The organism is Lacrimispora xylanisolvens (assembly GCF_002934545.1).
In the GTDB taxonomy this organism is placed as follows: Bacteria; Bacillota; Clostridia; order Lachnospirales; family Lachnospiraceae; genus Lacrimispora; species Lacrimispora xylanisolvens.
Genome location: NZ_PTJA01000015.1, coordinates 125736 through 147999 on the forward strand (window position 1 = coordinate 125736; position 22264 = coordinate 147999).

Annotated in this window: 22 protein-coding genes and 2 other annotated features; of the genes, 1 reads left to right on the plus strand and 21 read right to left on the minus strand. The window is 42.8% G+C overall.

Features of this window, described 5'->3' with window-relative positions; all coding sequences use genetic code 11:
• Positions 1-142: 142 nt before the first annotated feature.
• From BXY41_RS22815 to BXY41_RS22895, 17 genes are all read right to left on the minus strand, one after another.
• The gene (locus BXY41_RS22815) at positions 143-346 is read right to left on the minus strand and encodes a cold-shock protein (protein WP_104439191.1); all 204 of its coding nucleotides are present in this window, start codon (positions 344-346) and stop codon (positions 143-145) included.
• Positions 347-606: 260 nt separating this feature from the next.
• Complete coding sequence (gene rplL, locus BXY41_RS22820; protein WP_104439192.1) at positions 607-978, minus strand: 50S ribosomal protein L7/L12; 372 nt, start codon at positions 976-978, stop codon at positions 607-609.
• Between the two features lie 121 nt (positions 979-1099).
• Positions 1100-1594 carry a 50S ribosomal protein L10 gene (gene rplJ / locus BXY41_RS22825; protein WP_104439193.1) on the minus strand — a complete coding sequence of 165 codons (495 nt, stop codon included), beginning with the start codon at positions 1592-1594 and terminating at the stop codon, positions 1100-1102.
• Between the two features lie 154 nt (positions 1595-1748).
• Positions 1749-1892 (minus strand) — a sequence feature (ribosomal protein L10 leader region).
• Between the two features lie 40 nt (positions 1893-1932).
• Positions 1933-2628, minus strand: coding sequence for a 50S ribosomal protein L1 (rplA, locus tag BXY41_RS22830; protein ID WP_104439194.1), 696 nt, complete (start codon positions 2626-2628; stop codon positions 1933-1935).
• A gap of 155 nt (positions 2629-2783) precedes the next feature.
• Positions 2784-3209: a 50S ribosomal protein L11 gene (rplK, locus tag BXY41_RS22835; RefSeq protein WP_097002672.1), complete on the minus strand. Its 426-nt coding sequence runs from the start codon at positions 3207-3209 to the stop codon at positions 2784-2786.
• Positions 3210-3294: 85 nt separating this feature from the next.
• Positions 3295-3810, minus strand: coding sequence for a transcription termination/antitermination protein NusG (gene nusG, locus BXY41_RS22840; RefSeq protein WP_104439195.1), 516 nt, complete (start codon positions 3808-3810; stop codon positions 3295-3297).
• Positions 3811-3833: 23 nt separating this feature from the next.
• A complete protein-coding gene (secE, locus tag BXY41_RS22845) occupies positions 3834-4037 on the minus strand; it encodes a preprotein translocase subunit SecE (RefSeq protein ID WP_104439196.1) in 204 nt (67 codons plus the stop codon).
• Between the two features lie 19 nt (positions 4038-4056).
• Positions 4057-4206, minus strand: coding sequence for a 50S ribosomal protein L33 (gene rpmG, locus BXY41_RS22850; protein ID WP_013271142.1), 150 nt, complete (start codon positions 4204-4206; stop codon positions 4057-4059).
• Positions 4207-4436: 230 nt separating this feature from the next.
• Positions 4437-5282 (minus strand): dTDP-4-dehydrorhamnose reductase, encoded by an 846-nt coding sequence (gene rfbD / locus BXY41_RS22855; RefSeq protein ID WP_104439197.1) that lies wholly within the window; start codon positions 5280-5282, stop codon positions 4437-4439.
• Between the two features lie 25 nt (positions 5283-5307).
• Positions 5308-6330, minus strand: coding sequence for a dTDP-glucose 4,6-dehydratase (gene rfbB / locus BXY41_RS22860; protein ID WP_104439198.1), 1023 nt, complete (start codon positions 6328-6330; stop codon positions 5308-5310).
• Between the two features lie 11 nt (positions 6331-6341).
• Positions 6342-7223, minus strand: a complete 882-nt coding sequence (gene rfbA / locus BXY41_RS22865; RefSeq protein ID WP_104439199.1) for a glucose-1-phosphate thymidylyltransferase RfbA — start codon at positions 7221-7223, stop codon at positions 6342-6344.
• 85 nt (positions 7224-7308) lie between these two features.
• Positions 7309-8490 carry a MerR family transcriptional regulator gene (locus tag BXY41_RS22870; RefSeq protein ID WP_104439234.1) on the minus strand — a complete coding sequence of 394 codons (1182 nt, stop codon included), beginning with the start codon at positions 8488-8490 and terminating at the stop codon, positions 7309-7311.
• Positions 8491-8529: 39 nt separating this feature from the next.
• Positions 8530-9021: a GNAT family N-acetyltransferase gene (locus BXY41_RS22875; protein ID WP_104439200.1), complete on the minus strand. Its 492-nt coding sequence runs from the start codon at positions 9019-9021 to the stop codon at positions 8530-8532.
• Between the two features lie 53 nt (positions 9022-9074).
• Positions 9075-9785 (minus strand): ComF family protein, encoded by a 711-nt coding sequence (locus BXY41_RS22880; protein ID WP_104439201.1) that lies wholly within the window; start codon positions 9783-9785, stop codon positions 9075-9077.
• A gap of 66 nt (positions 9786-9851) precedes the next feature.
• Positions 9852-12077 carry an SF1B family DNA helicase RecD2 gene (recD2, locus tag BXY41_RS22885; RefSeq protein ID WP_104439235.1) on the minus strand — a complete coding sequence of 742 codons (2226 nt, stop codon included), beginning with the start codon at positions 12075-12077 and terminating at the stop codon, positions 9852-9854.
• Positions 12078-12159: 82 nt separating this feature from the next.
• The gene (locus BXY41_RS22890; protein ID WP_104439202.1) at positions 12160-13170 is read right to left on the minus strand and encodes a rod shape-determining protein; all 1011 of its coding nucleotides are present in this window, start codon (positions 13168-13170) and stop codon (positions 12160-12162) included.
• A 409-nt stretch (positions 13171-13579) separates the two neighbouring features.
• The gene (locus tag BXY41_RS22895; protein WP_104439203.1) at positions 13580-15136 is read right to left on the minus strand and encodes an ABC-F family ATP-binding cassette domain-containing protein; all 1557 of its coding nucleotides are present in this window, start codon (positions 15134-15136) and stop codon (positions 13580-13582) included.
• A gap of 172 nt (positions 15137-15308) precedes the next feature.
• Here BXY41_RS22895 and BXY41_RS22900 point away from each other — a divergent pair, with 172 nt between their 5' ends.
• Positions 15309-16193: a putative ABC transporter permease gene (locus BXY41_RS22900; protein WP_104439204.1), complete on the plus strand. Its 885-nt coding sequence runs from the start codon at positions 15309-15311 to the stop codon at positions 16191-16193.
• A gap of 36 nt (positions 16194-16229) precedes the next feature.
• On the opposite strand, the gene BXY41_RS22905 is transcribed toward BXY41_RS22900, so the two are convergent.
• The 4 genes from BXY41_RS22905 to proS all read right to left on the minus strand — a co-directional run bounded on the left by BXY41_RS22905 (position 16230) and on the right by proS (position 21802).
• A complete protein-coding gene (locus BXY41_RS22905; RefSeq protein ID WP_104439205.1) occupies positions 16230-17966 on the minus strand; it encodes a phospho-sugar mutase in 1737 nt (578 codons plus the stop codon).
• Between the two features lie 79 nt (positions 17967-18045).
• Positions 18046-19023: a protein kinase family protein gene (locus BXY41_RS22910; RefSeq protein ID WP_104439206.1), complete on the minus strand. Its 978-nt coding sequence runs from the start codon at positions 19021-19023 to the stop codon at positions 18046-18048.
• Between the two features lie 104 nt (positions 19024-19127).
• Positions 19128-20333, minus strand: coding sequence for a CCA tRNA nucleotidyltransferase (locus BXY41_RS22915; protein WP_104439236.1), 1206 nt, complete (start codon positions 20331-20333; stop codon positions 19128-19130).
• Between the two features lie 35 nt (positions 20334-20368).
• Positions 20369-21802, minus strand: coding sequence for a proline--tRNA ligase (gene proS / locus BXY41_RS22920; RefSeq protein WP_104439207.1), 1434 nt, complete (start codon positions 21800-21802; stop codon positions 20369-20371).
• Positions 21803-22036: 234 nt separating this feature from the next.
• Positions 22037-22243 (minus strand) — a binding site (T-box leader).
• Positions 22244-22264 lie beyond the last annotated feature (21 nt).

Consider the following 22264-nt stretch of genomic DNA (forward strand, 5'->3'; position numbering starts at 1 on the left):
ACTCATAAAAATGATAGTGGGGATATGGGACCAGATATAAAGATTCTATAAAGAACAAAATAGTTATGCCCATGCAAAAAGGGCTGCCCTTCCATAAAAATGGGGACAGCCCTTAAAAGGCTTATGTCAGCTAAAGATCTAATTAAGCCAGGCAAACATTAACTGCCTGCAGACCGCGATTTCCTTCTGTTGTTTCATAAGTTACCTTCTGGCCCTCTTCAAGAGTCTTGTAACCATCAGAAACGATTCCGGAGAAGTGTACGAATACTTCCTCGCCTGTTGCATCATTAACGATGAAACCATATCCCTTAGCACCATTAAACCATTTTACTGTACCGTTGTTCATAACGTGTACCTCCTATAATAAATAAAAAATAATTTGATATATCGATGAAACAAAAAATCACATATTTTTGTAAACCATCATCCGAAAATAATGACTTACAAAAATATGTGAAATCATAACTCCATTCGATATTACACGTACATTCTACCCCGAAAACGCAAAAATGTCAAGCCAAAACTAATATTCCCCTATATTAAAAACAGGGTCCAATCTCTGTTTCAAGAGGTATGGGCCCTGTTCTGTTATTGACGAAAATTTAATTACTTTAAAGTAACTTTTGCGCCTTCTGCTTCTAAAGCAGCTTTGATCTGATCTGCTTCTTCTTTGGAAGCGCCAGCCTTTAATACCTTAGGAGCTCCGTCAACTACGTCTTTTGCTTCTTTTAAGCCTAAGCCAGTAGCTTCACGAACAACTTTGATAACTTTAACCTTGTTAGGACCAACTTCTGTTAATTCTACGTCGAATTCAGTCTTCTCTTCTGCTTCTGCTGCTGGGCCTGCTGCTGCAACTACTACGCCTGCTGCTGCAGATACACCAAATTCTTCCTCACATGCCTTTACTAATTCGTTTAATTCTAATACAGATAATTCTTTGATCGCTTCGATAAATTCAGCTGTTGTTAACTTTGCCATGATAATATACCTCCGTAATTAATATGTTTGATTTTTTAATGGTAGTTCAGCTCGCCTTTGGCTCACTGAACAGCTAATTTTCTAAATTCAAGCTGCGTTTCGCTTGCTTTCATTAAGAAAATTATGCTTCTGCGCCCTGTCCGTCTGCAATCTGCTTGAGAACACGTGCAAAGTTTGTAATAGGAGACTGGATGCTTCCCAGTAACTTTCCAAGAAGAATTTCTCTGGAAGGAATGCTGGAGATCTTCTCCATAGCTTTTGCATCATAGAATACGCCTTCTACAACGCCGCCCTTGATTTCAAGAGCTGGAGCTTTCTTTGCGAATTCAGCCAGAATTCTTGCTGGTGCTGTTGCATCTGTCTTGGATACAGCGATTGCTGTAGGTCCTTCCAGAACTGGACCCAGTGCTTCAAAATCTGTTCCCTTAGCAGCGAAACGGATCATGGTATTTTTATATACCTTGTAAGAAATTCCAGCCTCTCTTAATTTCTTACGAAGTTCTGTATCCTGAGCAACTGTGATACCACGGTAGTCTACAACTACTGCAGTCTCAGCGCCTTCCAGTAATTCCTTAATCTCGCTTACTACTGGCTGTTTTAATTCAACTTTTGCCATTATGGTTTACCTCCTGTTTAGTCTAAGCCCTGCAGCTGCCTGCAAAAGCCTGTTCGTATAAACTGCAAAGGAAGTCCGATTAGCCCAGAGGGCTAACTGAACGGCTATTTTTCCAAACTCAGTCAACGCTTACGCATGATCTCACTCAGAAAAATATACCAAAGAAAAACCTCTCCGCCAAATGGACAGAGAGGTTTACAATTCATTTACATAAAATGATTCTTGTACATTCCTCGGCAGGCGTTATCACCTTATGCCTTGCGGCACCTGCTGTCTTCGGCAGTTAATACTAAAATAGTATAACATTATATATAATACATGTCAACCACAAAGCAAAATTAGTTCATTAACTTTGCTACATTCAGCTTTACGCCAGGTCCCATGGTGGAAGCAAGGGTAACGCTCTTTAAATAAGCACCTTTAACTGTACTTGGTTTTGCTTTAACGATTGCATCAACAAGCGTCTGGAAGTTGTCCGCTAACTGCTCTTCTGTAAAAGAAGCTTTTCCAACTGGCACGTGGATAATATTTGTTTTATCAAGTCTGTACTCAACCTTACCAGCTTTGATATCATTGATTGCTTTTGTTACATCCATGGTAACGGTACCAGCTTTTGGGTTTGGCATTAAGCCCTTAGGTCCAAGGACACGTCCTAAACGACCAACTACACCCATCATGTCTGGAGTAGCAACAACTACATCAAAATCCAACCAGCCTTCGTTCTGGATCTTCGGAATTAATTCCTCTGCTCCAACGTAGTCTGCTCCTGCAGCCTGTGCTTCATCAGCCTTAGGACCCTTAGCGAAAACTAAGATGCGAACAGTCTTACCTGTACCGTGAGGAAGTACTACGGCACCACGGATCTGCTGGTCTGCGTGACGTCCGTCACAACCGGTTCTGATATGAGCTTCAATGGTTTCATCAAATTTAGCACTTGCATTCGTCTTAACTAAAGAGATTGCTACTGGTGCATCGTAGAGAACAGCACGATCTACTGTCTTAGCTGCCTCTGCGTATCTTTTTCCTCTTTTCATTCTAAATAACCTCCTAGTGGTATTGTCGGGGATTTTCCCTCCCACGTTACAAAACATCGCCATCCAAGATAAAGGAAGTCCGATTTGCTTCGCGGCTCATCGAACGGCATGAGTATGAAACTCTGCCGGCGCTATACTTGGCTTTGATAAGAAGCTTAAGCCTCTACTGTGATACCCATACTTCTTGCGGTACCAGCGATCATGCTCATAGCTGCTTCAACAGATGCAGCATTTAAATCTGGCATCTTAAGTTCAGCAATCTTCTGTAACTCAGCCTTGGAAATGGTAGCTACTTTTGTCTTGTTTGGAACTGCAGATCCTGATTTAAGCTTGCAGGCTTTCTTCAGTAATACAGCAGCTGGCGGAGTTTTGGTTATGAAGCTGAAGCTTCTGTCCGCATAAACAGTAATAACAACCGGAATGATTAAATCTCCCTGGTCAGCTGTTCTTGCATTGAACTCTTTTGTAAACTGTACGATGTTTACACCATGCTGTCCAAGTGCCGGACCTACAGGAGGAGCTGGTGTAGCTTTTCCTGCTGGAATCTGCAATTTGATATATCCCGTTACTTTCTTTGCCATAATGAGGCACCTCCTAAATAAATGTGGTATTGTCGGGGATTTCCCTCCCACGAGCCTATACAACGGTATAAGCCGCTTTTACTTGTTACATCTTCTTTATCTCGCTGAAGTTCAGTTCTACCGGAGTCTCCCGGCCAAACATCTCAACGTTAATGGTGATGGTTTTCTTACTTTCGTTGATGGACTTGATAGCACCAACAGTATCCTTCCATGCACCGGAAGTTACCACAACGGTATCTCCCACTTCAAAGCCAACAATGACTTCTTCATTCTTGAATCCAAGCTTTTGCATCTCATCTTCTGTCAGAGGAACCGGTTTTGATCCAGGACCTACAAAGCCTGTCACACCACGGGTATTACGTACAACATACCATGTATCATCATTCATGAACATGTGAATCAGTACATAACCGGGGAACATCTTTTTATCGGCCTTTTTCTCCACGCCATTCTTCAGTTCGATGACGGATTCAAGAGGAACCGATACTTCCAGAATCTGATCCTGCAAGTTTCTGTTTTCGATTGTTTTTTCAATGTCAACTTTTACTTTGTTTTCATAACCTGAATAGGTATGGACTACATACCAATTTGCTTCTGACATAAACTCACCTTAACCCTTACGAATTATAAGATAAAACTGAGACCAAACTTGATGATCAGATCAAGAATCGCAATAATCAGTCCTAGAGCAACCGCAGATGACGTTACAGCGATTGTTTGTTTCGTTACGGTTTCTTTGTCAGGCCAAACGATCTTGGAGAATTCAGACTTTATGCCTTTGAAAAAACTTTTTTTCTGAACTCCCTCGTTGTTCACTGTATCTCCCATAAACTGCCTCCTAAACTAATTACTTCGTTTCTTTGTGCATTGTATGGCTCTTACAGAATCGGCAATACTTCTTGGTTTCCATTCTGTCCGGATGAGTCTTCTTATCCTTGGTCATGTTGTAGTTACGCTGTTTACATTCAGTACATGCCAGTGTGATTTTTGTGCGCACGACTTCCACCTCCACTTAAATTATCGTTGTTGTGTTTTCAGTCCCTTTTTTCTGCTTCAAGAAATTTTGAGCATAAAAAAAAGACCTAAGCTCTTCCATTCGCCCAATTACTATAACATATGGGACTGGATTCGTCAATCTTTTTTTGTAAAACCTGCTAAATTGTAGGATTCAGACATTATAACACGGGAAACTTAAAAAAGCAAGCCTAAAGTTTCCCGTGTCTGTTTTTAATACTCGATCTCTGTCAGATACCGCCTTAACGCATCCTGCCAGGTGGGCAGCGGCTGAAAACCGTTTTCCATCAGCTTATCCTTGCTGATACGGCTGTTCATGGGACGTTTTGCCTTCACCGGGAACTGATCGGAGGTAACCGGCTCAACTGTAACATTCATGCCTGCCTGTTTAAAAATCTCACAGGCAAATTCATACCAGCTGCAAAGTCCTTCATTGGTCGCATGGTAACGGCCGTATTTTTCTGTTTCAATCATATCCACCAGAAGGCGGGCAAGATCAAAGGTATAAGTAGGAGAACCAATCTGGTCTGCTACCACACTCAGTTTATCTCTTGTTTTTCCCAGATTCAGCATGGTCTTTATAAAGTTTTTGCCATTTACTCCAAATACCCAGGCAATCCGTACGATGAAATACTTTTTAAGATTCTCTTCTACTTCCAGTTCTCCCTCGTACTTGGTCTGTCCGTAGATATTCAACGGCTCTCTTTGATCGTCAGGCTCCCAGGGGCGGGTTCCCTGACCGTTAAATACGTAATCCGTACTGATATACATCATGCGGATATCCAGTGCTTTACACACCCTGGCAATGTTACCGGTTCCCCTGGCATTCACAGCTCTGCATAAATCCACGTTGTCCTCTGCTGCATCCACAGCTGTATATGCGGCACAATGAATGACTGCATCAGGAGCAGCTTCCCGGATCACCCGGTTTACGCTTTCCTCATCCGTAATATCCATCTCTTCAATGTCCACACCCACTGCCTCATGGCCTCGTTTTTTCAGCTCATTTACTACGTCATAACCAAGCTGGCCTTTTACGCCAGTAACTAATACTTTCATCGCTGCCTCACTTTACCATTGGAATTTATAAACGTTTTCCGTACATATTGTCAAAATAATTCTGGTATTCTCCGTTTACAATATGTTTCCACCAGTCCTCATGATCCAGATACCACTGAATGGTCTGGCGGATTCCGGTGTCAAAATTGTACTTCGGCTTCCAGCCAAGCTCTGTTTCCAGCTTCTTCGGGTCAATGGCGTAGCGTCTGTCATGCCCCGGACGGTCTGTTACATATTTGATTAAGCTTTCCGGTTTATCCAGTTCTCTTAATATAGTTTTTACTACTTCTAAATTAGTGCGCTCGTTGTGTCCGCCTACATTATAGACTTCTCCTACTCTGCCTTCGTGAATGATTAAATCGATCGCCTCGCAGTGATCCGATACATGAAGCCAGTCTCTTACATTCTCTCCTGTTCCGTATACTGGAAGATCCTCATCTGCCAGCGCACGGCTGATAATAAGCGGAATCAGTTTTTCAGGGAAATGATAGGGGCCGTAGTTATTGGAGCATCTGGAAATAGTAACAGGAAGTCCGAAGGTTCTCTGATATGCCAGAACAAATAAGTCTGCACTGGCTTTTGAGGAAGAATAAGGACTTGATGTATGGAGCGGAGTTTCTTCTGTAAAGAATAAATCCGGGCGGTCAAGAGGTAAATCACCGTAAACTTCATCGGTAGAAACCTGATGGTAACGCTGAATGCCATAGGTGCGGCATGCGTCAAGTAATGTGGTTGTCCCCATTACATTAGTTCTTACAAAGCTTTCAGGATCTGTGATAGAACGGTCTACGTGACTTTCTGCTGCAAAGTTAACCACCATATCTGGTTTTTCTTTTTCAAACAGTTCAAAAATAAAGGCTCTGTCTGCAATATCACCTTTGATGAAGCGATAATTCGGTTTGTCTTCTACTGGTTTTAAAGTCTCTAAATTACCTGCATAGGTTAAGAGATCCAGATTGATAATCTCATAGTCCGGGTATTTATTTACCATATGATGTACGAAGTTTCCGCCGATAAATCCAGCTCCTCCGGTTACAATAATTTTCATGATTTTCTCCTTTACTTATCGATATATTTTCCTGCAAGCACATCCATCAGATACTGTCCGTACTGATTCTTCTTTAAAGGTTCTATGCTCTTTTCCAGCTGATCCTGTGTGATCCAGTGGTTTAAATAAGCAATCTCCTCCAGACAGGCAATTTTTCTGTGCTGATGGGTTTCCATGGTACGAACGAAATTAGTGGCATCTACCAAAGACTCATGAGTCCCTGTGTCAAGCCAGGTAAAGCCCTGACCCAGAAGTTCCACATCAAGCATTCCCTCTTCTAAGTAAATGCGGTTTAAATCTGTAATCTCCAGTTCACCGCGGGCGGAAGGCTTTAAGTTCTTCGCATATTCCACAACTTTATTATCGTAGAAATAAAGTCCTGTCACGCAGTAATTGCTCTTGGGAGCAGATGGCTTTTCTTCAATGGAAATGGCTTTTCCTTCGGAATCAAATTCCACAATACCAAAACGCTCCGGATCATCCACGTAATAACCGAAAACGGTTGCTCCATCTTTTTTATTTGCTGCATGAAGAAGTCGTTTGGTAAGACCGTGGCCCGCAAAAATGTTATCTCCAAGAATCATGGCGACGCTGTCGTCTCCAATAAATTCTTCTCCGATGATAAACGCCTGGGCAAGACCATCGGGAGAAGGCTGCACTGCGTAAGTTAACTGAATTCCAAACTGTGAGCCATTTCCTAACAGCGCCTCAAACCGTGGTGTATCATCGGGAGTGGATATAATCAGGATATCCCGGATTCCTGCATTCATTAAAACAGAAAGCGGATAGTAAATCATGGGTTTATCATAGATCGGCAGTAACTGTTTCGACGTTACCATAGTAAGTGGATACAGCCTGGTGCCGGACCCCCCGGCAAGAATTATTCCCTTCATTCGTTGTTTCCTCCATATTCATTCATACAGCTATCATAAAGGGTGACGTAACGTCACGGTCAAGTCTTTTTCTATTACTTTTTTCTTATTTTCTGCAAATAAATACCCCTGCCTGCTTTGTAATCGGAATATATCCCTTTTTTCCCATCTTCTTTTCCAGATAGTCCCGGAATTCTTCATATCTGTCGCTAAGAAACTCCTGCTGATTGCCGTGACAGGATAATATATATTCCATCAGTGCACCAGCATCCGTCACTTCCAGATGGTCATCGTATATTTCTTTTCTTACAGTTTTAAAATGTTTACCTAAAATCTCTTCTCCATTCTCCAGTCCGAACACATCATAAAGATTTACCTCAGAAAGTGCGATTCTGGAATCAAACTCCATCACCAGCTGTCTGATCTCCTTCATATGTTCCCTGCCATAGGTGCTACAATAAAAGATTCCGTCTTTTTTTAAGACGCTGGTAACCTGAGTCAGTGCAGCATCCAGATTGGTTAAATAAAACAGCACGTGATTGGCAGCGGTAACATCAAAGCTTTCTTCCGGCTTTTTAATCTGCCTGCAGTCCATAACTTCAAATGTTATCTGCCCCTTCACCTGTTTTAAATTTTCCTGAGCATCACGAACCATACCCTTGGATATATCTGTAAGGCATAGCTTCGCATCGGCGGGAATCCGTTCTTTATTTACCCGCCATAATTCTCCATTTCCGCAGCCAAGTTCCAGAATGTGCCTGCCATTTAAAGGCTCCATCTGTTTATAAAGCCACTGGAACCAGCCCTCGGGATTGGTGGCATACTTTTTATGGAGACCAATCCGGATGCTCACATTGGCTGCATCCTTATATTGTTCCACCAGAGTCTTTTCCATATTTGTAATATGGATTAAGTGAAGAATTTTATTCCAGTCTGCAGCCTGGTGGTCCTCCACCAGTTTTGAGGTTTCTGTTAACGTCTGCTCTACCAGTTTTAAATGTTCAATTCTCTTACGGATCAGACTGAGCTGAAGTTTGATTGATTCTCCCACATAGTCATGATCCTTATCATTAATGGTAATGGAGCGGATTTCATCCAGTGAAAATCCAAGATATTTGAGAGAGAGTATCTTTTGCAGTTTAGCAAAATCCGAATCAGTATAAAGCCGGTATCCGCCTGCACTCATGCATGCCGGCTTTAACAGTCCCTGTTTGTCATAATAACGGATGGTCCGTATAGAGACACTGGCCTTCTTTGCAAACTCCCCGGAAGTATAATATCCCTCCATATGATTCATATTCTTCTCCCCCTCTCCATTTACCCCATATTACAGAATGATCTGATAATTTTCTATATCCAGAATTTTTCCAAACTTTTTCCCTACTTCACGTATTGTCCCGCAATGAACGAAACCAAGCTGTTCGTGAAGTTTCATACTTGCATCATTACCTCCTGTAATTACGGACACAACTGTATGAATATCTTCTCTTTCTCTGGCCATATCAAGAATCGCCACCGCCAGCTTTCCGGCAATTCCTCTTCTGCGGTAATCCTTATCAACGTAGATAGAAAGTTCTACTGTTTCTTTGTATGCTTCTTTTGGGCGATAAGCGGAGAGGCTTGCATAGCCAACTGCTTTCCCATCTTCCTCTGCCACAATCAGGGGGTGATTTTTCACATTATGCTCACGAAACCAGACCATACGTTCCTCCATGGTTTTTGGAGTAAAATCAAAGGTTGCAAAACCATGTTCTGCCTCATAATTATATATATCCAAGAGCTGCTGCATATCTTTTTCTTCTGCGGTCCTGATATTCATTCCCATTCCTCCTGAGTTGATCAGTATTATTTATTTTAGTATCATACATCAAACTACTGCCCTCGTCCAATACAAATTGTCAAAATATACACCTTATTAATTCCCGATTTTTTCAGTACACGGGTACATGCTTCCACCGTACTTCCAGTGGTATAAATATCATCAATTAAAATCACATTTTTTACACCAGAAACTATTTTTCCCGGCATAAACGCTTCTTCCAGATTCTTTAAACGTTCTGTAGGATTAAGGGCTTTCTGAGGCATAGTTTTTTTATTTCTTACCAGCATATCAGGAAAAACAGGAATCTGAAGTTTTGCTCCGATCTTTTGCGCAAGAACTTCTGCCTGATTAAATCCTCTCTCTTTTCTTCTCGAAGGATGAACCGGAACGGGGACCAGACCGCCGGCATCCATACGTCTTATAATCTTTTCATAACGCAGGCTTATGGCATCTCCGTAAAAATCCAGATACTCCCGTTTATTTTTATATTTTATTTTCGCCATTGAGGTTTTTGCGTGCTCGTCATAATTAATCAGAGCCCTGCCATACTCAAAGCTTCTTTTGTGCTTTACACAGTCAAAACAATATTCCATGTCACTGCTGAAAAGCTCCTTACCGCACTTTTTGCACACAGGATCTTTTACAAAGGAAAGCACCCGGACACAATCAGGGCAGATGAGCCTGCCTTTTGGCATGACAATTCCGTCACAGACCGGACATCTTCTTGGAAATAAGAGGTCGATAAAAAAAGAGGATTGCATAAGGACTGATTCTCCTTTTAAGAATGGAAAGACGGGCAGACATGGACCCATGTCTGCCCATAGAATTTAAGGCAGCTTATATATTTCGCAGATACGATCTTTCAGGCCGGAATATCTGCGCTGTTCCATTTCATTGTTTACCATATCCTGAAACGTACCTGGCAGACCAACCAGGCAGACGCAGGTCTTTGCCCGGGTAACCGCTGTATAGATTAAGTTTCTCGTCATCAGCATTCTTGGTCCGGGGAAAACAGGAATTACCACTGCCGGATACTCACTTCCCTGGGATTTGTGAATGGTTATGGCATAAGCCAGTTCTAATTCTTCTAACTGCTTATAGCTGTATTCCACCAGCCGTCCCTCGTCAAATTCCACAGTCACAAGCTCGGCAAAGGAATTCATCTCACGAATAATTCCTATATCTCCGTTATAAATTCCCGTTCCCTTTTCCACCGGAATCCCATACTTGTTTCTGACTTCCCATTCCATATTATAGTTGTTCTTAATCTGCATCACTTTATCGCCGGTCCGGTAAATCACGCCTGCCGATTCCCGTTCCTGCTTTGCCTCGGAAGGGGGATTTAAATATTCCTGAAGAATGGTATTGAGCCGTTCCACTCCCATGGCACCTTTTCTCATAGGTGTCATGATCTGAATGTCAAAGGGATCTGCCTGTACATAGGAAGGAAGTTTACTTTGTACCAGTGTAATCATGGCATTGATGATGGTATTAGGTTCTTCCCTTTTAATGAATAAAAAGTCATTACTCTTTTTCCCAAGAGGAACCGTTTCTCCCCGGTTAATCATATGCGCATTCACAACAATATCACTCTGGTTCGCCTGACGAAAAATTTTTGTCAGCATTACTACATTAAAACTTTGGGATTCAATTAGATCCCGCAGCACATTCCCGGGCCCAACGCTGGGAAGCTGGTCCACATCTCCCACCAGTATCAACCTGGTTCCGGGGTTTATGGCTTTTAAGAGAGACTGCATCAGATGAATGTCCACCATGGATGTCTCATCGATGATCACAGCATCGGCATCCAAAGGATTCTCTTCATTCCGTTCAAAATGCATGGATACGGAACGCTCGTCTCCCGGAACACCGGACAGTTCTAACAGCCGGTGTATGGTCCGCGCCTCATAACCAGTTGCTTCTGTCATGCGCTTTGCTGCCCTGCCCGTAGGAGCCGCCAGCAATATCTCCATCTCCTCGCTTTCAAAAAAACGGATAATGGTATTAATGGTAGTTGTTTTTCCGGTTCCAGGTCCTCCCGTAATAATCAAAAGACCGCTGTTTACCGCTTCTACTACCGCCATTACCTGCTTTTCATCCAGCTCAATCTGCTCTTTTTCCTGAATCTTAATAAGCCTGGTTCTGATCTCGTCCTCAGGCATGGTTCCTCTTATATTTAAATCGTGAAGCATCTTAGCCACATTCAGTTCCATATAGTAATACTGGGAGGCATAGACAGTCCGCTTTTCGTCCGTCTCTCTGATCACGAGACGTTTGTCCAGCTGCATGTCCATCAGATGCTTTTCTATGGATGCCTGCTCCACTTTCAGCAGCTCAGAGGCAGAGGAAAGGAGCTCCTCTTCCGGCAGATAAGTATGACCGTTTGAAGTGGCCTGTAAAAGGGTATACAAAACTCCGCATTTAATCCGAAAATCCGAGTCTGTAAAAATACCTGCTTTTCTGGCAATCTCATCCGCCATTTTAAATCCCACGCCGGATATGTCATCTGCCATCTGATAAGGATTCTCCTTCACAATGCTGTAGAGCCTGGGGCCATATTCCTGGTAGATCTTCACTGCAAGATTCATGGAAATGCCATATTCCTGAAGGAACATCATAGCCTGGCGCATCTCTTTCTTTTGTTCCACCTGATTGGAAATAGACATGGCAAGCTTTTCACTGACACCCTTTACCTCAGAAAGGCGTTCCGGCTCTTCTTCCATGATCCGGAAGGTATCGGCTTTAAACCGGCGGACAATTCTGGCCGCCAATGCAGCACCCACACCCTTTATCGCTCCGGAACCTAAGTAACGTTCCATGGCAGCAGTATCCTCAGGAGCTTTGATTTCATAGCTTTCCACAGACATCTGCTCCCCATAAACGGGGTGTTCCGTTAAAATCCCAACCGCTTCAATCCGTTCCCCTTCACTGATATAATGAAAATTGCCTACCAGCGTATACTCCTCACCATCTTCTGAAAGGCTCAACACCGTATAACCGTTGTCTTCGTTCCTGTATTTAATTTTTTCTACAAATCCGCAGACTGTCGCCATGTTTCCTCCGTAAATGGTAAGAGACTGCCGCAAAAGGAACCCTGCCGGAATCAATGGATACCGCCAGGGCTGTTAAGAGCAGTTAAAATTCTGTTTTATTGTTTCCGCCATGTGTAAATTCAATAAATTTACCGGTTCCAATGGCAACTGCAGTCAGCGGATCCTCCGCTATCATAGTTGTGATGCCTGTCTTCTCTTCGATCAGTGCATCTAATCCGCTTAATAAAGAACCGCCTCCTGTTAAAACAATTCCTCTGTCAAAAATATCAGCAGCCAGTTCTGGTGGAGTTCTCTCCAGAACATTATGAACGGCGTCTACGATCTGCATCGCCGGCTCTTTTAATGCATCAAGAGTCTCGTCCGAAGTAACTACAATGGTCTTTGGAAGGCCTGTTACCAAGTTTCTTCCTCTTACTTCCATGGTTAAAACTTCTGGTCTGCGGTAAGCAGCTCCAATATTGATCTTGATCTCTTCTGCAGTTCTCTCACCAATTAAAAGGTTATGCTTCTTACGCATATAGCGGACAAGAGCCTCATCAAAATCATCACCAGCAACTTTAATAGAAGTGCTGACAACTGTACCGCCTAATGAAATCACTGCGATATCGGAAGTACCGCCGCCAATATCAACGATCATATTGCCGCATGCCTTGGAAATATCAATACCAGCCCCAATTGCTGCTGCAACCGGCTCTTCAATAATTGCAACTTCTCTGGCTCCTGCCTGATAAGTTGCATCTTCTACTGCTTTCTTTTCAACTTCAGTGGCACCGCTGGGGATGCAGACACTGATTCTTGGCTTTCTTAATGTTTTCTTTCCTACTGCTTTGTTGATAAAATACTTCAGCATCTTTTCTGTTACTGTGTAATCAGAAATAACACCCTGGCGCAAAGGTCTGACTGCTACAATATTACCGGGTGTTCTTCCGATCATCAGTCTTGCTTCTTCTCCGATTGCCTTTATTTTATTGGTATCACGGTCTATGGCCACAACTGACGGCTCTTTTAAAACTACACCTTTTCCTTTGATATAAACCAGTATGCTTGCTGTACCTAAATCAATTCCAATGTCATTAGACATCATCATAATAATCTTCCTCCTGTTCGCTGTATCCTGTTCCCAGGGTTTCCTTTATCTTCAAATTTATGTTAATTGGTAAATGAAGTCGCATTTTCTATCTTATTATATACAATAACATTACGTTTTGAAAGGGTTTTTTTAATTTTTATTTTGTTTATGTTTTTTTAATGTACGAGACACATTTTCTTCACATTTATATCATATACTGATAATACGTTATCCGAAAGGATGACGGGCCTTTTGTTTCAAGTAACTTACTTGAAATCACAAAGCTTTTTCATACTCATACCGGACGGTGCAAACCGTCCGGCCCCCCTAAAAGATTGACGAATCTGTTTCCCAATGGCGGAAGCGGATTTTTTTTATTCAAAATCGGGATTTGATTCTTTTTCAAGAAATCAAATCCCGTCTTTTTGTATTATCAGGATAACTTTAATGCCCACTCCCGGCAATCAATTACTTTCGTTGCAACTCCCTCATAAAATTCCGGTTCATGACAGATCAAAAGGATACTGCCCTTATATTCCATCAGCGCCCTTTTTAACTCTTCTTTTGCCTCCACATCAAGATGGTTGGTCGGCTCATCCAGCAAAAGAACATTGGTCTCTCTGTTTAACAGCTTGCACAAACGAACCTTTGCCTGTTCGCCTCCGCTGAGCACCCGCACCTGGCTTTCAATATGGTTGGTGGTAAGTCCGCATTTGGCAAGAGCAGAGCGAACCTGATACTGGGTATAGGAAGGAAACTCTTTCCAGATCTCTTCAATGCAGGTGGTAGTGTTTCCAGGAGCCATCTCCTGCTCAAAATAACCAATGGACAGATAATCTCCCAGCTCCACGTTTCCTTTTAAGGAAGGTGTCAGTCCCAGAATGCTTTTTAATAAAGTAGTCTTTCCAATGCCGTTGGCTCCTGATAAAACTACCTTTTCTCCTCTTTCCATGATCAGATTCAGTGGTTTTGATAATGGTTCCTCGTATCCAATCACCAGTTCCTTTGTCTCAAATATCATTTTTCCTGCAGTACGGGCTTCCATAAAATGAAACTCAGGTTTTGGTTTATCTTTAGAAAGCTCAATTACATCCATTTTGTCCAGCTTTTTCTGTCTGGACATGGCCATATTTCTGGTGGAAACCCGGGCTTTGTTGCGCGCCACAAAATCCTCCAGCTCTGCGATTTCCTGCTGCTGCCTCTTATAAGCTGATTCCAGCTGAGCACGCTTTACAGCATACACTTCCTGGAACTTGTCATAATCACCTACATAACGGTCTAACGCCTGATTTTCCATATGATAGATAATATTTACCACGCTGTTTAGGAACGGAATATCATGGGATATCAGAATGAACGCATTTTCATACTCAAGAAGATAACGTTTCAGCCATTCAATATGCTGTACATCCAGGTAATTGGTAGGCTCGTCCAAAAGAAGGATATCCGGCTTCTCTAACAACAGCTTTCCCAAAAGAACCTTGGTTCTCTGGCCCCCGCTCAGTTCCGTTACATCCTTATCAATCCCCATATCACTTAATCCCAATGCTCTGGCCACTTCTTCCACTTTGGAATCAATGATATAAAAATCATGTGCCATTAATAAATCCTGAATCGTACCAAGCTCTTCCATCATGGAATTCATGGTCTCTTCGTCTGCCTCTCCCATACGGTCGCAGATCTCATTCATCTGTTCTTCCATCTGAAACAAAAAAGCAAATGCGCTTTTTAATACGTCGCGGATGGTCATCCCTTTTTCCAATACAGTATGCTGGTCTAAATAGCCCACACGGACTCTCTTTGCCCACTCAACTTTTCCTTCATCCGGCTGAAGCTTCGCCGTTATGATATTCATAAATGTGGATTTACCCTCTCCATTGGCTCCGATCAGGCCGATGTGTTCTCCTTTTAATAACCGGAATGACACGTCCTGAAAGATGGCGCGGTCTCCAAATCCATGGGTCAAATGTTCTACGTTTAATATACTCATCAAAAAACTCCTTCATAAGTGCAATTCCACTAACCGAAACATCATAATTCTACATGAACCGAGCAATTAAGGCAAGCATATTTTGCCTTACTCTTACTCATTATGGTTGCAAAAACGGACAAAACCGTATATGATAGATCCAACATGAATACATGAAGAAAGGAATCTAAGCATGTACGTATATACATGGTATCAGTGGCTGCTGTTTTTTTTCATTTACTGCTTTATCGGCTGGGTAATCGAATCGACTTATGTTTCCGTAAGGAGCTTTCATTTTGTAAACCGTGGATTTTTAAGACTTCCCTTACTCCCGCTCTATGGCAGCGGCGCAATCCTTATGCTTTTTCTGTCTCTTCCTGTGAAAGGCAACCTGCTTCTGGTTTTTCTCTTTGGTATGATCGGTGCTTCTGTTCTTGAGTACTTAACCGGTTATATCATGGAACGGTTATTTAAAATGAAATACTGGGATTACAGTAAAAACCCTTTTAATTTAAACGGATATGTCTGTCTGGGCACTTCCATCGCCTGGGGCTTTCTCACCATTCTTCTAACAGAAGTGGTTCACCGCCCCTTAGAATGGCTGGTGTTTCGCCTGAGTGCAACGACATGCATCTTTCTGGTAACTGGGATTGGCATCCTATTTGTCTATGACACCGTTCAATCCACCAAGGCAGCTCTTGATCTTGGCAAGGTACTGGAATCCTTAACTAAAATCAGGGCGGAGCTGGAAGAGGTTCAGGTACAGATGTCATTATTAAAAGCTGAAACTGCCCAGAAGGTTTCTGAGTTAAAATCTGAAACCATGCAAATGGCGGCTTCCGTAAAAGAAGAAACCATGGTAAAGCTTACTTCTCTTAAAACAGAAACAACGAATGCCATTAAGGAATCTGCATTGGCAGAGAGACTTCAGGCCCTGACTGAGACAAGGGAAAAATTAACGAGCCGGCTTACATTTTATCCGAAAGGTATTCTCAGGCGTAACCCTTCTGCTTCATCCCGTATGTTTGGGGAAGCACTTCGGGAATTAAAGGAAAATGCAAAAAAATTCAAAAAATAAAAAAAGAAGGATCTCAATTGGATCCTTCTTTTTCATTTATATCATTTGATCTACCATTTCCATAAGGGCTTTCCCCAGCTTCGCAGATTTCTCTTCTGCATCTGCCATGGAACTTCCCTTAATCCCATAATAGAACTTAATCTTAGGCTCTGTTCCGGAAGGTCTGACGCATAGCCACGCATCCTCCTCCAGTTCATAATAAAGCACGTCAGAAGACGGCAGACCAGTGGGTTTAACAGCTCCCGTTTCCATATTCTTTACCGTATCTGCCTTATAGTCTCTTGCTGAAAGAACTTTATATCCACCAAACACCGCTGGTGTATTGCTTCTCATGGCTTCCATAATTGCACGGATCTTTGCCTGACCCTCAATGCCTTTTAATCCGATTGAATTAACCGCATCTTTATAGTATCCATATTTCTCATACATTGCAATCATGGCATCCCAAAGACTCATGCCTTTTGTCTTATAATAAGCGGCAGCCTCACAGAGAGCGGCCGTTGCAGAGATTGCATCTTTATCCCTGGCATAGGTGCCGATCAGGCATCCATAGCTTTCTTCCAGACCAAACAGGTAGGTTCCATAACCGGTAGCCTCTTCTTTTAAAATCTGCTGCCCGATATACTTAAATCCAGTGAGCACTTCAATGAGTTCACATCCGTAAGACTTAGCCACTGCATCTACCAGATTGGTGGTTACGATGGACTTTACCACCTGTCCGTCAGATGGGATATCACCACGTTCCTGTCTCTGGCTTAATACATATTCGCAGAGCAGGGAACCGGACATATTGCCGGTGAGCGGAATATACTCTCCGGATTTATAATCCTTTACATAAACACCCAGTCGGTCTGCATCGGGATCTGTGGCTAAAACCAGGTCTGCATCCTTTTCTTTTGCCAGGGAAAGCCCCAGCTGAAAGGCTTCCTCCGCCTCTGGATTGGGATAGCTGACAGTGGGAAAATCTCCATCTGGCAGTTCCTGCTCCGGCACCACATAAACTTTGGTAAATCCAAGTTCTCTTAAGACTCTTCTTGCGGGAACATTGCCTGTACCATGGAGAGGGGTATAAACAATGGAAAGTTCATCCTTCATCTCATGGATTGCAGACTGATTCATAACCTGAGCCTTTACCTGTGCAATGTAAGCATCGTCAACAGCCGCACCAATTATTTCATATTTATCTGCTGCAACAGCTTCTTCTCTTTTGATGGTCTTAACCGTAGAAATATCTGTAATTGCTAAAACCTCAGCAGTAACTCCCCGATCGTGAGGAGGTGTAAACTGTGCACCATCTTCCCAATAAACCTTATATCCGTTATATTCCGGTGGATTGTGGCTGGCGGTTATATTAAGACCTGCGATACAGCCCAGTTTTCTCACAGCAAATGAAAGCTCCGGAGTAGGGCGCAGAGATTCAAATTTATATGCTTTGATACCATTGGCAGCAAGTGTCAGTGCAGCCTCCTCTGCGAATTCCGGAGACATATGTCTGGAGTCATATGCTATGGCTACGCCTTTGTGGGCTCCGCCCTGTTTTATGATATAATTTGCAAGACCCTGGGTGGCTTTTCTGACCACATAAATGTTCATGCGGTTGATGCCTGCTCCGATCACGCCTCTTAAACCGGCGGTACCGAATTCCAGATCCTGGTAGAAACGCTCTTTGATTTCATTGTCATCATCTTTAATTCTTTGGAGTTCTTCTTTCGTCGCCTCATCAAAGTATGGATTTGATAACCATTCTTCATAGATGCTTCTGTAATCTTTCATAAGCAAAATGCTCCCTTCTCTCCACTTCATATTATGGCTATTATAAATCATAACATGGCAAAAGGAAAGCAGATTCCCATTATTTTATTCTCGACAGGAAAAGATTCCGCATAGGCTGCTGAATCTCCAAATCCCTTAGTTTTTCAATATTTCTGGCCGGTATCCAGGCCTTATTGGCATTATAATAAAAGTTAATCTGCTTCCAGTATTTTTCCGGATACAAAAACAGATAATACAGGCAGGTCCTGTCTGCACCTGACAAAGGAAGCACTTTTGAATAAGTATCCAGCATGGACATACCCAGCTTTAAATTCCAGTCATGCTTTTCCATAGCCTTCCTCATAAAGTGATAAAGATCCTCCATCTGCATGCCTCTGTGCATCCGGTTAAATTCTACAATTGCAACGTCATGGGTACACATCAGAATATGATGCTGGTTTAAGTCTCCATGACACAAATACCCCTCCCCAATCCCGCATTCCTCGCAAAAGCCTGCAAGTCCTTTACAGGCTTCCATAGCCTGATCAAAAAATACGTCATAATTTCCCATGACACATAGTTCAAATTCGGACTTCTTTCTTTTACTGCGGATAAAACTGCGGGCTCGTATCAGTTCCCTGTTGTGACGTTCCATCTCCTCAGCCGGCTGCTGCACCAGAATGGAGCCTAAGTTCCATTCATCTTTAAACTTTACTTTGCGAAACATTTTATGTAATAAAGCAATCCGTTCAATGGCGCAAAGAACCTCTTTACTATCCTTTAAATTGCATTCCCGGTCTGAATACCAGTTTTTCACAATCCATCTGGTGCCATCCTCTGCACTGGAAAGAATTTCACCTTCTTTATTTCTAACGTAGCGATCCACACTCAAGTGGCCGGTTTCTTCCAGTTGTAAAAATACCTGATCCTCAAATTCCAGGCGCTTGATGGTTCCTTTATATTCCCTCAGCAGCTTAAGCCCCTGATCTGTTTCACACAGCCAGGCGCCCCGGCCGCGTTTCACATCCAGAATTTCAAGCTCATACTGCGAAAGCACCTCTGTGTATTTCTCGTTCACAACCACCCCTCCAACTCTTAGCTAATCAGCTACTTCTAGGGTATGAAGGGGCGGAAAAAAATATGCAAACTCCAGGGGAAAGTTATCCATGCTCAGGTCTGTTTTCAGAAGAGATCTTTGGAATAATTCAGAAGATATTCACGGCTGTTATGTTCCGGATTTTTTAAGACCTGGTTCAATAATGCTTCCAGTATTTCACCCATTTGAGGACCGGGTTTTACACCTGCTTGAATCAGATCCCTCCCGGTTACTGCCATATCCTTCAGACAGATACAGTCTCCATCATCAATGATTTCCCCGGCATACTGTCTCACTGTTTTTAGCTGTTCCAGATAAGAGCCGTCTAAAAATACAGATTGAAAATTCAGGAGATCATCAATTAATGGAGCATTAATTCTGCTCATAACTTTTCTGATTTCGGGCTTTGACGCAGGAATTTCATTCTTCCATAGTTCAGAGAGGATTTTAACCTGATCAACCGTATCATTGTCCAGTTTCAGTTCTTTTAAAATTCCTGCTGCCTCCTTTGGGTCTAAGAAACGCAAAAGACCAGACCAGCGTACATGCTTGCTGGAAGGCAGCATTTTAAGCTTCTCAAGCTGGAAGAGGCCTGTTTTAGCCGTGTTAAAATGCCGGGAAACATAAGGTGCAATCCCGCTTTCAAATACAGCCGACATTTTCTCAGGATAGTCAGAGAGAAGAAGCTTTGTCAGTTCCACCGCAATCCTCTCTTTACTGACTTTTTCCATATTTGGTGCAATTGCAGAAATGGCTTTACTGGTTTCCCGTTCAATCTCAAATCCCAGCTGTGCAGAAAACCGGATTGCCCTGAGAATCCGCAAAGCATCCTCATTAAAACGATCCATGGGATTTCCCACACAGCGGATAATTCCGGCTTCTAAATCCCGGACTCCGCCAAAGGCATCTACCAGCCCGTCTCTTTCACTGTATGCCATCGCATTAATGGTAAAATCCCTTCGTTTTAAATCTTCCAGCAGATTGCCGGTAAATTCCACAGACTTGGGGTGTCTTCCATCTTCATACTCTCCATCAATGCGGTAGGTTGTCACTTCATAGGCTTCGTGTTCCATCAGCACGGTTACTGTACCGTGCAAAATCCCCGTATCAACCGTTCTTGCAAATATTTCCTTAACCTGTTCTGGTTTTGCGGAGGTGGTGATATCCCAGTCTTTTGGTACCCGTAAAAGCAGGCTGTCTCTCACACATCCGCCCACCGCATATGCCTCAAACCCATGGGTATTCAGTTGTCTTATGATCTTTCCTGCTGCATCTGGTACCTGAATTGTTATCACTGCATTTCCTCCTGCATCTTTATATTTCCTGATTAATAAGCTCTGCCCCAATAAACCATTTTTACCGCCGGCTTGCCGCAACAAATACAGGTATCGGACAGATGCTCCTGCTTAAATGGCATACATCTGGACGTGGCGCCAGTCAGTTCCTTGATTTTATCCTCACACTCCTGGGATCCACACCACATTGCTTTAACAAAGCCTGGCTTTTCTTCTACAGTTTTTACAAAGCTGTCCATATCCACAGCCTCATAAGTATGGGCATCCCTGTGAGCACGGGCACGGGCAAGCATATCACTTTGAATGGTACTTAAAAGCTCTCCAACTTTTTCATTTAATTCATCTAAGGATACTGTCATTTTTTCATGAGTATCACGACGGACAAGAACAGCCTGATTTTCAGCAATATCTCTTGGTCCGATCTCAACACGAACCGGAATTCCTCTCATCTCGGATTCGCTGAATTTCCAGCCAGGACTCTTATCTGAATCATCAACTTTTACTTTATAATTAGAAAGAACATTCTTTAATTCATATGCTTTCTCAAGAACGCCTTCCTTCTGCTGCTGTACAGGCACAATTATAACCTGAACCGGAGCAATTCTAGGAGGAAGTACAAGTCCGTTGTCATCACCATGAACCATGATAATAGCGCCGATAAGTCTGGTAGTTAATCCCCAGGAGGTCTGGTGAACGTACTGAAGCTTATTTTTCTTATCTGAATACTGAATCTCGAAAGCCTTTGCAAATCCGCTTCCAAAGTTGTGGCTGGTTCCTGACTGAAGAGCTTTTCCGTCATGCATCAGGGCTTCAATTGTATAAGTAGCCTCTGCACCCGCAAATTTTTCTTTATCTGTTTTCTGTCCACGAATGACAGGCATAGCAAGTACTTCTTCACAGAAATCCGCGTATAAGTTCAGCATCATTTCTGTTCTTTCCTCAGCTTCTTTGGCAGTAGCATGAGCAGTATGACCTTCCTGCCATAAAAATTCTCTGGAACGAAGGAATGGTCTGGTTGTTTTTTCCCAGCGTACTACGGAGCACCACTGGTTATATAATTTCGGAAGATCCCGGTAAGACTGAATCTCTCTGGAATAGAAATCACAGAATAAGGTTTCAGATGTAGGTCTTACACAAAGTCTCTCCTGTAATGGCTCCAGTCCTCCATGAGTTACCCAGGCAACCTCCGGAGCAAAACCCTCTACGTGATCTTTTTCTTTCTCTAATAAGCTTTCCGGAATGAACATAGGCATATAAACATTTTCTACACCTGTTTCCTTAAATCTAAAATCCAGTTCCTTCTGAATATTTTCCCAGATCGCATAACCTGCTGGTTTAATTACCATACAGCCTTTTACACTGGAGTAATCGATTAATTCTGCTTTTTTAACTACGTCTGTGTACCACTGTGCGAAATCCACATCCATGGATGTGATTGCCTCTACTAATTTCTTGTCCTTTGCCATGACTAATCTCTCCTTTCATTATTCATGCCCATGTTTTTTGGGCATAAAGGGATACCCGTAGGGTGTTTCATTATTCATGCCCACGCTTTTTGGGCATAAAGGGATACCCGTAGGGTATTTCATTGTTAAAGCCCACGCTTTTTGGGCATATAGGGATACCCGTAGGGTATTTCATTGTTAAAGCCCACGCTTTTGTAGCGTAGATGGATACAAAAAGAGCCATCCAATCCCTATAAAAGGGACCGAACAGCTCGGCGGTGCCACCCAATTTAGCCGCTGCTTTCATGCGGCTCACTTTGAATCCGATAACGCAGGATACGCGCCGCAGTTTTCTGCGGGACTCCGAGGCAGGTTGGGTGATGAGTGGTATAAAGGCTTTTCAGCTAAGGGCCTTCTCTCTGTGATACATCATTACTTATTAATCCTCTTCAACGTCATATTTCCTATAATTATATAGATCGT

Coding starts and splice junctions, on each gene's coding strand:
- rplJ (WP_104439193.1), bottom strand. CDS start 1,594: ATGGCAAAAGTTGAATTAAAACAGCCAGTAGTAAGCGAGATTAAGGAA.
- rplK (WP_097002672.1), bottom strand. CDS start 3,209: ATGGCAAAGAAAGTAACGGGATATATCAAATTGCAGATTCCAGCAGGA.
- BXY41_RS22900 (WP_104439204.1), top strand. CDS start 15,309: ATGTACGTATATACATGGTATCAGTGGCTGCTGTTTTTTTTCATTTAC.
- rfbD (WP_104439197.1), bottom strand. CDS start 5,282: ATGAAAGTATTAGTTACTGGCGTAAAAGGCCAGCTTGGTTATGACGTA.
- nusG (WP_104439195.1), bottom strand. CDS start 3,810: ATGTCAGAAGCAAATTGGTATGTAGTCCATACCTATTCAGGTTATGAA.
- BXY41_RS22875 (WP_104439200.1), bottom strand. CDS start 9,021: ATGAATATCAGGACCGCAGAAGAAAAAGATATGCAGCAGCTCTTGGAT.
- recD2 (WP_104439235.1), bottom strand. CDS start 12,077: ATGGCGACAGTCTGCGGATTTGTAGAAAAAATTAAATACAGGAACGAA.
- rplA (WP_104439194.1), bottom strand. CDS start 2,628: ATGAAAAGAGGAAAAAGATACGCAGAGGCAGCTAAGACAGTAGATCGT.
- BXY41_RS22880 (WP_104439201.1), bottom strand. CDS start 9,785: ATGCAATCCTCTTTTTTTATCGACCTCTTATTTCCAAGAAGATGTCCG.
- BXY41_RS22870 (WP_104439234.1), bottom strand. CDS start 8,490: ATGGAGGGATATTATACTTCCGGGGAGTTTGCAAAGAAGGCCAGTGTC.
- BXY41_RS22895 (WP_104439203.1), bottom strand. CDS start 15,136: ATGAGTATATTAAACGTAGAACATTTGACCCATGGATTTGGAGACCGC.
- rfbA (WP_104439199.1), bottom strand. CDS start 7,223: ATGAAGGGAATAATTCTTGCCGGGGGGTCCGGCACCAGGCTGTATCCA.
- BXY41_RS22815 (WP_104439191.1), bottom strand. CDS start 346: ATGAACAACGGTACAGTAAAATGGTTTAATGGTGCTAAGGGATATGGT.
- rplL (WP_104439192.1), bottom strand. CDS start 978: ATGGCAAAGTTAACAACAGCTGAATTTATCGAAGCGATCAAAGAATTA.
- secE (WP_104439196.1), bottom strand. CDS start 4,037: ATGGGAGATACAGTGAACAACGAGGGAGTTCAGAAAAAAAGTTTTTTC.
- BXY41_RS22905 (WP_104439205.1), bottom strand. CDS start 17,966: ATGAAAGATTACAGAAGCATCTATGAAGAATGGTTATCAAATCCATAC.
- rfbB (WP_104439198.1), bottom strand. CDS start 6,330: ATGAAAATTATTGTAACCGGAGGAGCTGGATTTATCGGCGGAAACTTC.
- proS (WP_104439207.1), bottom strand. CDS start 21,802: ATGGCAAAGGACAAGAAATTAGTAGAGGCAATCACATCCATGGATGTG.